Below are 12048 nucleotides of genomic sequence, written 5' to 3' on the forward strand. Positions count from 1 at the left end.
CAGAGTTCGCAAAGCTGGATCAATACAAAGCTTTGAGAACTTTGCGCTTTTTATGAAACTTATAAGTAAAATTTTTGTGTTGTCTGTGGTAAATTTTTACCGCAAAGATCGCAAAGTTTTTTGTCTCACATTGCGGTTAGTAAACACAGAGTTCGCAAAGCTGGATCAACATAAAGCTTGGCGAATTTTGTGTTTTCTATGCGTAAAGTAAAATTAAATCTTAGCGGACATTGCAGTTAAAATTAATATAGCTTCATTTTTTAAAATAATGTGATATTACAAATTCAGCGCGACAGATTAATGTTTTTTTGTGTAACAGGATTCATTTTTCTGATGTTGCTGTTGATAATGCTTCGTGTTGATTTTTTTTTGACCTCATAAGCTTTTGTGCATCTTTCGAGTTCAGAATATAATAACTGAAACTTATCATATAGAGCATCAAGTTCTTCCATGGCTTTTCGCGTTCTGGCATCTTCCGCTTCTTCAATTTTATTTTTATAAATAGTAGAAAGATGTTCGAATTTATGAAATGCGTTTAGCAAGATTCGATGCTCTTTAGAATTTATTCCTTGCATAATAACGATAATATTGACTAAAATTTTAAATTTATTAAGGATTAAAACGTAACAATGGATCAACATCTGTATCGATTTGAGCCGGAGAATGTAATCGTAATTTTGTAACCTTCATTTTACTTGTAGTTCCTGAAATGTTTCCTAATGCTTCGCTTAATAGAATTTCTGAACGATTACCTAACGGAAATACTTCTAATTCCTGAAGTTCATTTGCGTAAACATTAGGATTTATTCCTTTAGAATAATCGCCTTCGTGTCTGGAATTAAACAACTTATATATTGACGGATATAATATCCAGCCTTTAGTTCCTGCAATTCGGTCATCTTCTACAGGAAATCCGGCAACATCTTTTCCAAAGGTTTTTTCGCCAAGAGCGATCACATTCATATAAGGTTTCAAATTATTAATTATAAGTTCTGAGGCTGATGCAGTTCGATTTCCGCATAATATGTAAATTCGGTTTATCGACGGATGAGCACTTCGCAACGCATCAAAAGTTATTTTTGATTCATTGCTTTTTAACGCCTGGTCAAATGTTTGGTCGATATTTCCTCCGTTAGCATTTCCTTCAAATTTTATAAAAAGATCGGTTGACTTAATATTTGGCGCCAGAATAATACTTAATGCTGTTGCAGATGCGATATCTCCTCCGCCATTATATCTTAAATCCAATACAAGTTCTGTGATAGATTTGCTTTTTAATTCCTGAAAAATCTGTAGAAATTGTTGTGCCTGACCTACATCAAAATGCGGAATTTCGACATAGCCAATCTTAGTATTTTTATCTGAAATAACCTGATACGCAATTGGCTGTGAAAAACTAAACCCCTGTAATAACGAAACTTCTTTAAGATCAGAAAAACCGGATTTTGAAGAATATAAAGTCGTTTGCAGACTTAGCGTTTGTGAACCAATCATATTTTTATACAATTGGTCATAATTTCCTGCGGTTAAAACTGTTCCGTTGATTTTAGTGATAAGCTGGCCTCTTTGCAAACCATTATTTTTAGCAGGAGAATCTGCTAATACATATAATATTACGCCATAATATTTCCCTTCAAATTCAACAAAAGATACATCAAAACCAAAGCTTCGTCTGAGACTTTGTGGCGCAGTTTCGGGCATTGCTGGATGAATGGCATAAGAATAAATATCTTCTTTTTGCAATAAACTTTTAAAATACTCTTTTGGATTTACCGATAAATTACCCTGAGCCGGCATTGTTGCGCTCCAGCGGTAATATTTTTTCATTTGTTGGTACATCCAGTTATTTACATATTCATTTGAATCTTCCTTATAAATTGTCGGTGCATCATCACTTTCGCAGGAAAGAATTAAAAAAGACAATAAGAGAAAAATAAATATTCGGCTATAATTTAAGTATTTCATTTTTTAATTTTTGTTTCCAAAAAAATATTGATTCCTGAATTCTGACAATTAGCAGATTAAAAAGTAAAAAAATCGGCTAAATTAATCACGCCTTCCACGCCGGAGAACTTGCCATTTGCATCTTGTTTTTCTTCAAGAATAATTTGCTTTGATTTATTATTTGCCATGGTCAGCGCCACAATAACTTTTTGACCTGTGATATAAGATTCCTTTGTGCCATGTTTTACAAGTTCCATTTTTATGGCTGCCGGCGTGCTAAAAGCAAATTCGATAAAATCACTTGGAGCATCTTTGCTGATATTTTTCACGGTACCTAAAACCTGACCGTTGCTTTTTGTAATAATTCCGTCCAAAGTTCCTTTATAACTGCTTCCCGAATATTTATTTAATGATGGAAATAAAAACTTAAAACCCGCAGTACCGGTTTGGGTTAATATGCCTGGTTTTAAAAATGAAACATCATCTATATATAAATCTTCTTTAGCATAAAAATACAGGGAACTACTTAGCGTTTGGTTTGTAAAAAGGTAAGTTCCCAGTATTTGACTGTTTTTTTTATTGGTTATTACCAAAGTTTTTACCTCATCATTAAAAAAAACAAAATCATAATCTTTTTCTATTTTTTTTACGAAAGCTGTATTGTTTTTATCCTTTCCTATCTCAATCAATTTGCCGTTTACCCTCATTTGAATAGAATCGTTTAAAGCGTTATAACCGTGTATCGCGACTTTGCCAATTTCTCTTTTTCTCTGATCATAATACGGCGTTAATTCATCATTTGTACAAGCGCCTAAAATTGCAAGTATAACAGAAAGGAAAAATGCTTTTGTAATCTTATTTTTCATGTGATAATTTTTATTAAGGCAGCGATTTTATATAGAAATAAAACTTGCTGCCTTTTTTTACTTTTTAATAAATTTTATTGTTTGTGAATTTGTTTCGTTGGTTAATAACAGAAAATATAATCCCTGTGGTAAATTGTCTACAGCAATATTTTCGCTATAATTTGTTTCTTTTACAAGATTTCCTGCTGCATTATAAATTTTCAAAGAAGTTTTATCATCCTGAAATTGCTCTGATAATTGCAATTCTAAATTTTGTTTGACAGGATTTTGTTTCAGGAACGAAACATTTTTATCAAGGATATGATCGCCTATTCCTAAATTTCCTCCTGCTACAACTGAAACTTTATCGATTTCAAAACCTATAAAATTCAGGTTTTCATCGGCTACATTTGAAACTGCTAAATAAACGGCTGCTTCGCCTGCAAATTGAGAAATATCTACGCTATAATCTTTAAATTCGGCTTCAAGCTCTGTTTGTCTTTGTAAATTGACAGTACCTAAAAGTGTAAACGTATCCGGATCTGTTGAGGTTGAGCCATATACTAATAAATCCTGGTTTGTATCATAAATACTGGTTTGCGCATTTAAAATAAGCTGTACATTTTTACCGGATTGCTGTGATAAATTTATTGCCGGTGTTATCGCCCAGTTTTCTACTAAACGAACAACTGTGCTAAGATCATTAAGATCCATTAGATAATTTCCTAAAATGCTGTGTTCTCCATCGATTATTACGCTTCCGCTTTCATCAAGGTTGATATTTTTTCTTGCAATCCAGTTTATTCCGTCTTCATCCCTGTCCAGTAAAGTCCAGTCAGACAAATCTGCATCATCAAAATCGTCTTCCCAAACAGTAACCTGCGCTGATGAAATTGCAGTAACCAAAACAAACATAAAAAGTATAATTTTTTTCATTTTTTTATTTTTTAAAAACATGGGCAGAAATAGTCTGCCCATGTAAAATTTTAATTAACCAATATTAAAAATTTGTAAACTTAGTCCAAGTGTTTGTCCACGCAGCTTCTGTTTTGAATGCTCCTGTAGCTCCAGCTAAATTCAATGCACCATCATTAAAAAATGGTTGTGTCAAAGCCCATTTTGTTGCCGGGTTTGCAGTAGAAGTTGCAGTACCAATTCCTGTAAAAGTTGTTCCAACAGGTAATGCTACATTATCAAAACCATGAATAGAAACTTTAGAATAAACTGAACCGCTTGGTAATGAAGGAGACTCAAAATTAACTCCTTTGTTGTATCCTGTAACTGTCACATCAGTAAGGCTTATGTTCCCTGCTCTGCGTACGTGAATCGCATTTTCGTATAAATCTGCTACTGTAGTTGAGCTTACGCCAATGATTGATAACTGATTGATAACAGGACGTGTAATAAGTGTTGTAGCAGTTCCTCCAGCATTGTTATCTAACTCAATACCATTAGAATCCGGATTTCCTCCGCTTAAACTATGAGTAGAATTACTGTCAGCAATTGCAATAGCTTTTGTGATTGTTCCTGTAAAACCAAGATCAAAATCAAAATTGTCATCATCCGGTGCAAAAGAAACTAAGTGTGACGCATTTACTGTTCCTCCAAAGAACTCAAATGAATCGTCTCTTCCGTATGATACCTGAACGTGATCTACGATAGTTCCGGAACCAACTCCGCCAAAAGTTAATCCGTTGATTTCTACATCAGTTTGTGTAGTTATAATACGTCCTGCATATTCGATACGAATGTAATTTAAAGCTCCACCGTTGTGAGCGTTATTAGAACCTCCATAATAAAAATCAGAAACCACTGACTGATCTCCTAATCCTTCGATAATGTTAGTAACTGAACCGTTATTTACCTGAGCATCACCCAAAACAACTACTCCGCCAAAATCTCCGGGAGTCGCTACTGTTCCTGCGTTGCCATCTAATAAATTATAACTTGTAAAAATAACCGGTGCGGTTGCAGTTCCCTGCGCATCTATCTTTCCTGTTTTAGTAATTACCAAAACTCCTGTTGCAACTCCTGTTCCTAATGGTTTTGCTTTAATAAACGTACCTGCCTGAATTGTTAATGTAGCACCACCTTTTACACGTACTACTCCATCAATTTCCCAAACTTTATCGCTTGTCCATGTTGTGTTTGTTGTAATATCACCACTTACAGTTTGTACTGTTGCAGGATATCCTGTGTAATCAGCACCAGAAGCTTTCATTGAAAAAGAAGAATCAGCAGATGAATCATCATTTTGGCAAGAGCTCACAGCCAGAGCTATCATTGCACATAGAAAAAATTTTTTCATAATAATTTTATTAATGCTATATTTGCTGCTATTACAAACTAGGCCTTTGGAGAGAGCAGCAAAATATCTTTCCTTAGGTCTTTCTCTTTTTTTGGTAAAGATCTTTTTCAATAAACGATCCCGCTTTACCATCGGGGTTTATACCTATACTTCCATCTTTTTACTCATAGGTTTTTTTTAACGCAGTGAAAAGGATTACTTTCCATTCTTTTAAAATTTTTATCTTATAAAGAAGAACTTCAAATACTTAAATTTTAAAAGAACATCTTAAAGTTCATTTTTACTTTTTTATTTAATGCACTAAACAAAAATCAAATCTGATACTTATAACTACTTACATTAGCTTTTGAAAAACCAAAATATCATGTCTTTTTTTATTGTTAACGGTTTCTTAATATATCTCGTCATTTGAATTTGGCTACAAAAAGAAGAGTTCTAAGGAATTTTAAAATGAATAATTAACAGATAAGCTTATCGTCCTGCCGTTTTTTGCCTTAAACATTTCCTGATCCAGGTTTTCATCATATTTGTCAGTTGCTCCGTTTACTTTACCAAATCGATCCCGTGGGTTAGTAGAATCTGCAGATGGTATTAATACCTTACTGTAGCTATTAGCGTTATTGTAAGTTTCTATACCAGAATCAAATAAGTTTTTCAGGCTGCATTTTAATTCCAGATTTCTTTCTTTAAAGAATTTGTAGCTTACCTGAGCATCTGTTATTGCATATGGTTTACGAATTTCTTCGGCATCGTATAAAAATCCAACAAGTATATATTGATCCCCAATGGCATTGCGTCTTAAACTAAAGCCAAGGCGTTCCCCTACATAATCTAAACCAATATTGTAGCTATAAGGCGACTGTCCGTACAATGGTCTGTTAGCTTTATAAAGCCCGCCTGTTCCATCTCTTTCTGTATAAGCAGTCACTTTTGTATCATTTAAGGAAGCGTTTCCGTAAATAAACAGCTGCTTTAAGGTTTCGCCCTCTCCTAAAAATGAAAGGCTTTTGTAAAACTCGAATTCGATTCCCCAAAGTTTTGCATTATAAGAATTCATATTGTAGATTTCCCTTTTACCGGAAGTATTCAAAAAACCAACACCTTCAATAGGATTGTCTATATTTTTATGATATACGCCAAACGACAATACTTCTCCACCAGAAGGAAACCATTCCATTTTAAGGTCATAATTATTGGAGACACTCGAAACGAGTCCGCCACTGGAATTATATATAAAAAGAGAACGAATAGGGTCATAATATGGGATATTCAAACGTTCTGCAAATTGAGGTCGCAAAACAGATTTATTATATCCTAAACGCACATTCATTTTATTCGTAGGACTAATGATCAGGCTGGCTGAGGGTAAAAATTGCCATAGCTTATCATCTTTTTGTTCCTGATCAAAATCTCCGGCAGCTATAGACTGACTTTCAATTTGTGTGTAAATGTAACTTTCGGCCCTAACTCCCCACACCAATCTTACAAAACGGCTCATTTTATTGTCCAGCATTAAAAATGGCGAATGTACTTTGATATCGCCTACATATTGATTTCCATATTTAGGACCGGTAAACCAGCTAAAACCGCCGTAGTAATAATTTGAACCGTCTAAAAATTGTGTTAGTGAACTATAAATATTTGCTCGGTCAGTGTTTTGACCAAAGGTTTCTAACTTGACAGATACTTGCTGGTTAGTTGCCTTTTTATAAGTCCCAAAATAACCTGCTTTAATATCGTTTGTAAAAGAATCACTAAAATTAAAAGAGTATTTAAAATTGATTGCCGCATTATAATCAATTTCATCATTTGTGAAATTACTTCTTTTAAAACTTTGACCCTGATTATAAATGTTATAATAAACAAGTACATCGTCACCCACTTTTTTTCTGTCAATATCTAAAAATGTAGCGTCTTTAGTATCTTTTGTAACATTGCCGTAAGCTCCGTACCAATCGATTTCAAGTTTGCCAAATTTATGATTACCTTCAATTTTATTCTGAATAAAAGTGGTATAAACAGGATAATTGGTTTCAGATGTTCGCGCTAATAAAGTACCATCAAGTATTCCACTAGTCTCAGTTCCATTATCCCAGCCCGAAATCTGAGTTAATTGATTGTTATAAATGTGCATTACGGTATTGCGGCTGGTAATTTTATGGTTGCCAAGCTGAATTCCCGCATTAAACATACCGCCTAATGTTGACGTATAATTATAACTGGCTCCTGAGTTCTTAAAACCATATTTTGTAAAAGTAGAATATGTCCTATCTTCGTTTTCAGGTAAAAAATCCGAATTACTTTTATAATTTCCTCTCTCAGTTTGTTCTATATCTAATGTTTCTTGTGTGTTCTTAAAAATTAAAGACCCTACAAATCCCCATTTGTTATTGTCTTTTAACTTATAAGCGCGTCCTATACCAAACTGAAGTGTAGTACCGGGAGCAGCATACGTTTTATAAGTCGTAAAATTATCCTGAGTAAATTGCTTAGACTCTTTAATTGCAAGACTTGGGTCAACTACACTTGAAGGTTCATTTACTGCTGAAAGATTGTTTGCACCCGGGAAATCACGTCTTCCGTCATCAAAACCTAAATAATCATAATCGCCTTCCTGCTTAGTTAGGCGTTCCTTAAAAGTGCTTCGGCTATTATAAGAAGTACTTATCGAGAAACTGGTGAAATTTTCTTTAGGAATATCCTTAGTCTTAACCTCTACATATCCTCCCGCAAAATTGGCGTACATATCCGGAGTTGCAGATTTGCTCACAATAATACTCTCTACAATCGAAGTAGGAATAATATCAAAAGAAAAATTCTGTTGGTACGCATCTGTACTTGGCAATGCAATTCCGTCCATAACAGCTTGGTTCCATCGTTCGCCCATAGAGCGCACCACAACATATTTATCTCCTATAGTTGTTACGCCTGTAATACGTTTTAATGAACTTGCCACATCTCTGTCCGGAGTTCTCGCAATTTGCTCGGCAGAAATACCATCAGAAAATTGTGCCGATTTTTTTTGCTGCAACAATAATCCTTCAACCGAAGCCGTCGCTTTTTTATAATCCTGAATAATGATAACTTCCTTTAGTGATTGTGTATCTTCTTTTAAAGAAACTACTAATGGCGTTTCTCCGCCTTCGAGAACTTTTACATCACTAATTTTTTGTGTCTGAAACGAAATAGCGCTAATCTCAATTGTATAATCTCCGGATTCTACTTCTAAAACATAATTACCGTCTATGTCTGATTGTGCGCCCAAACCCAGTTCAACTACTTTTATATTTACGCCGGGTAACGAAAGTCCGTTGACATCTACAATCTTACCGGTTATTTTTCCTTTCCTTTTTTTTTTGCCCGCGTCTTTACTATTTACGGCTATATTATTCTCGTTTCTTCTAAAATTTAAATTTGTCATGTTTTGTAAATCACTTAAAATTTCATCTATCGAAACATTATCTTTTTTAAGTGTAATAAGCGGCAAACTCAAATCCAGATCTTTTTGATACACAAATTGATAAGGCGTACGGGATTTTAAGTTATCAATAATTTTTTGTGGAGATGAATTTTTAAAATCAACCGACACAGTTCCGGTTTGCGAATACATGTTGTTTATTCCGAAGAAAAATCCAAAAAATAAAATCCAAAAGGCAAATTGCCTGGAAATGTCATTGTTCATAATTGATGATTGTTAGTTTATGTAATTAATTTAATATGATTATCAGCGCCAATATTCTCGTATAAATTCAGCAGGTTTCCGGTCGCTTAAATCCAGGTTTTTAATACTTGGTTCAAGCCACAATAGTTTTTCGATAAATTTGCGCTGACTTACTTACTGACTAAATAAGTATTATTGCCCGTAGATCTAATTTTAATTTCCAATGCAAAAGCAATGGTTTGAAGCATTTCATACAAACCCTGCCTTGTATCAAGAGTTCCTTTAATAGTCAGGTTTTTTAAATCATCGCTGAGATAATTGACCTCAAATTCATGATCTGATTTAAGCTTGCTCAAAACTTGTTCTAAGGTTAATCCATCAACATATATTAAAACCTTTTTCCATTCCGGTTCTAATACGTTTGTTTTTCGCTTTTGAAGTAATGAATTATCAGATCCGTAAATTGCTTTATAACCGCGTTCCAGTAAAACAGTATTTTTTAAGCTTTCAACCCGTACTTTTCCGGTTCTTACATTTACCTCAGGTTTATTATCATTATATGCGTTTACATTAAATGATGTTCCTAAAACAGTAGTTTTGATTTTTCCCGATGTAATAATAAACGGTCGTGAAGGATCACGTTTTACTTCAAAAAAAGCTTCTCCTTTTAAAGTTACCGTTCTTTCATTTTTTGCAAACTGAACCGGATATTCAATTTCCGAATTTTCATTCAGCCAAACACGCGTTCCATCTGATAAACATAAAAGACGAATATCATCACTGAAAGTTTTTGCAGCAGCAACTTCAACTTTATTAGTATTCATTTTTGTGAATACCTGATAACTTGTAATCGAAAAAATAAATACGACACAAGCAACCGCTGTCCAATTATAAAAACTCTTATACTTGTCAATTGTAACATTGCGGATATTATTCCACATACGCGAGTTAGTTTCATTTGGAAGAATCCCCCTGTTAGGAATGGCGTTCCACTCTTCTCTTAATTTTCTGGATTTCATTTACAATTAACATTTAATATTTAAAAAATCAGACATGAATTTTATCGATTCAACTACATTAGATTTTCACTCTATTAAATATCACGGGCTAACATTACAGTTAACGTTTTCTTAATGCAAGTGACGATTATCGTCCCTTTAATTTTGAAGTAAATAAGATGAAAAATCAGCAAAAACGCGAATTGACATTCATTATTAATCAGGAAAAAATAAAAAACAGAATTACAATACCAATTCTGACTGACTTATGAAAAATAATGCAAACCAGTAAAGTTCATGGTTTTTTACCGCATTTTTTCTAAGGAATTGTAATGTCTTTGAAATTTGATTTGCAACGGCACTTTGGGACATGTCCATCTCTACGGCAATTTCCTTATAACTTCGATCTTCAAACTTATGAAGACTGAATATTTTTCTTCTCTTTTCAGGTATTTTATTTAAGAGATATTCTATTTCTTCGAGTTTTGAAGTAATATCATCATCTGTTTCTGATGCAATATCAAGCTCTTTGATTAACTGATCATCTTCTACAGAAAAAATCCTGTTTTGTTTTTTATACCATTTCGAAATTTCCTGCTTCGAGCTTTTAAACAAAATAGCTTCTAAATCTATTGCCGGATCTACTTTTGTTCTGTATTTCCAAAGATGAATAAATACATTTTGAGTTACATCTTCGGCATCTGCAAGTTGTGCAGTATATTTTTTAACAAAACAAAATACTTTATAATGATACAGATCATAGATTTCTTTAAAGCTGGAATCATCACCGGCACGTAAGCTAATTAGCAAATTAGAACTCATAATGTAATTTTAAATTGTTAAAGAAGACCCTTACAAAAGTATAATAAACCTTTATTGATATTTTTGAGATCTCGTCATTTAATAATTTATTAATATTACGATATCGTTTTAATTTTTGTAAATGATTAAAATGAAAATAGAATGTGTTAGATTTTATTCTAACTTTTTCATAATCCTTCATTACTATTACATCTTGTTTGTTTTTTTTTAAAAATTCAATTCTCTTTCCATAAACTCTTTATACAATTGTATTTTTAATACAGACGTTTAAACAAAGTATATTCGGACGTTTAAACAAAGTGACCACGTATTCTATCCTTTAATTTTGTCCCATATAAATAACTTAATTTTAAAAAAAATGGAACAGAATAATTATCAGGGGAAATTGCAAAAAGCAACAGGATCAGGATTTAATGCAAAATCTACGTCAGCCGAAGTTATAAACGGAATTGATCTTACCGGAAAAATTGCCATTGTAACAGGCGGAAATACAGGTATAGGTTTAGAAACTGTTAAAACACTTTCCGGAGCCGGCGCAACAGTAATTGTTCCAGCCAGAGATATCGAAAAAGCAAAAAGAAATCTGGACGGAATTGCAAATGTAATAATAGAAAAAATGGATTTAATGATTCCTGATTCTATTGATGCTTTCGCCGAAAAGTTTTTGAATTCAGGCAAACCGTTACATTTACTCATTAACAATGCAGGGATTATGTGGGTGCCGTTGCGCAGAGATGATCGAGGTTATGAATCGCAATTAGCAACAAATTATCTGGCGCTTTTTCAGCTTACGGCAAGATTATGGAACGCATTAAAAAAAGCCAATGGCGCAAGAGTGGTAAATGTATCTTCTGGCGGACATCAGTTTTCCGATTTCGATTTTGAAGACCCTAATTTTCTAAATCGCGAATATGAAACTTTACAAGGATACGGACAATCAAAAACAGCGGTTAATCTTTTTTCAATGGAATTAGACACCCGCACAAAAGCCTATAATGTGCGCAGTTATTCATTATGTCCCGGCTCCGTTGGTGAAACCGAATTAGGAAGAGAAGCGCCAATTGATTTGTTTCATAAATTAGGTTTCAGCGATGCCGAAGGAAATATTTTACCGGAAGTTGCCGCTTCATTAAAAACGATTCCGCAAGGAGCAGCAACAACTATTTGGGCAGCAACAAGCGAACTGCTTAACAATATTGGCGGAGTTTATTGTGAAAATGCAGATATTGCAGTTCTAAGTTCAAACCCAGCAATTATTGGTGGAATTAAACCCTATTCGCTGGACGAAATAAACGCTAAAAAATTATGGAAATTAAGTGAGGAGATGACAGGAATAACATTTAACTTTAGTTAATATTTACCCGTTGGGTGCAATTAAGTTAAAAATACAAACTGTATAAATTAGAACGCGGATAAAACAGATTTGCTTTGCAAAAACGCAGATTTTCGCAGATTTTCATATAGAATTTA

Annotated in this window: 9 protein-coding genes; 1 reads left to right on the forward strand and 8 read right to left on the reverse strand. The window is 33.6% G+C overall.

Features of this window, described 5'->3' with window-relative positions; genetic code table 11:
- Positions 1–284 precede the first annotated feature (284 nt).
- The 8 genes from ACHZDT_RS02875 to ACHZDT_RS02910 all read right to left on the reverse strand — a co-directional run bounded on the left by ACHZDT_RS02875 (position 285) and on the right by ACHZDT_RS02910 (position 10578).
- Positions 285–575: a hypothetical protein gene (locus ACHZDT_RS02875; RefSeq protein ID WP_394773157.1), complete on the reverse strand. Its 291-nt coding sequence runs from the start codon at positions 573–575 to the stop codon at positions 285–287.
- Between the two features lie 34 nt (positions 576–609).
- Entirely contained in the window at positions 610–1965 is a 1356-nt protein-coding gene (locus ACHZDT_RS02880; protein WP_394773158.1) for a S41 family peptidase, read from the reverse strand.
- Between the two features lie 56 nt (positions 1966–2021).
- Positions 2022–2810 carry a hypothetical protein gene (locus ACHZDT_RS02885; protein ID WP_394773159.1) on the reverse strand — a complete coding sequence of 263 codons (789 nt, stop codon included), beginning with the start codon at positions 2808–2810 and terminating at the stop codon, positions 2022–2024.
- Between the two features lie 57 nt (positions 2811–2867).
- Complete coding sequence (locus tag ACHZDT_RS02890; protein WP_394773160.1) at positions 2868–3725, reverse strand: T9SS type A sorting domain-containing protein; 858 nt, start codon at positions 3723–3725, stop codon at positions 2868–2870.
- 64 nt (positions 3726–3789) lie between these two features.
- Positions 3790–5097, reverse strand: a complete 1308-nt coding sequence (locus ACHZDT_RS02895; protein ID WP_394773161.1) for a hypothetical protein — start codon at positions 5095–5097, stop codon at positions 3790–3792.
- Between the two features lie 445 nt (positions 5098–5542).
- The gene (locus ACHZDT_RS02900) at positions 5543–8779 is read right to left on the reverse strand and encodes a TonB-dependent receptor domain-containing protein (protein WP_394773162.1); all 3237 of its coding nucleotides are present in this window, start codon (positions 8777–8779) and stop codon (positions 5543–5545) included.
- Positions 8780–8928: 149 nt separating this feature from the next.
- Positions 8929–9777, reverse strand: a complete 849-nt coding sequence (locus tag ACHZDT_RS02905) for a FecR family protein (RefSeq protein ID WP_394773163.1) — start codon at positions 9775–9777, stop codon at positions 8929–8931.
- A 222-nt stretch (positions 9778–9999) separates the two neighbouring features.
- Positions 10000–10578 (reverse strand): RNA polymerase sigma factor, encoded by a 579-nt coding sequence (locus tag ACHZDT_RS02910; protein ID WP_394773164.1) that lies wholly within the window; start codon positions 10576–10578, stop codon positions 10000–10002.
- A 358-nt stretch (positions 10579–10936) separates the two neighbouring features.
- Between ACHZDT_RS02910 and ACHZDT_RS02915 the strand changes: the two genes are divergently transcribed.
- Complete coding sequence (locus ACHZDT_RS02915; protein ID WP_394773165.1) at positions 10937–11932, forward strand: SDR family NAD(P)-dependent oxidoreductase; 996 nt, start codon at positions 10937–10939, stop codon at positions 11930–11932.
- Positions 11933–12048 lie beyond the last annotated feature (116 nt).

The sequence above is a fragment of the Flavobacterium sp. genome (assembly GCF_043722275.1).
In the GTDB taxonomy this organism is placed as follows: Bacteria; Bacteroidota; Bacteroidia; order Flavobacteriales; family Flavobacteriaceae; genus Flavobacterium.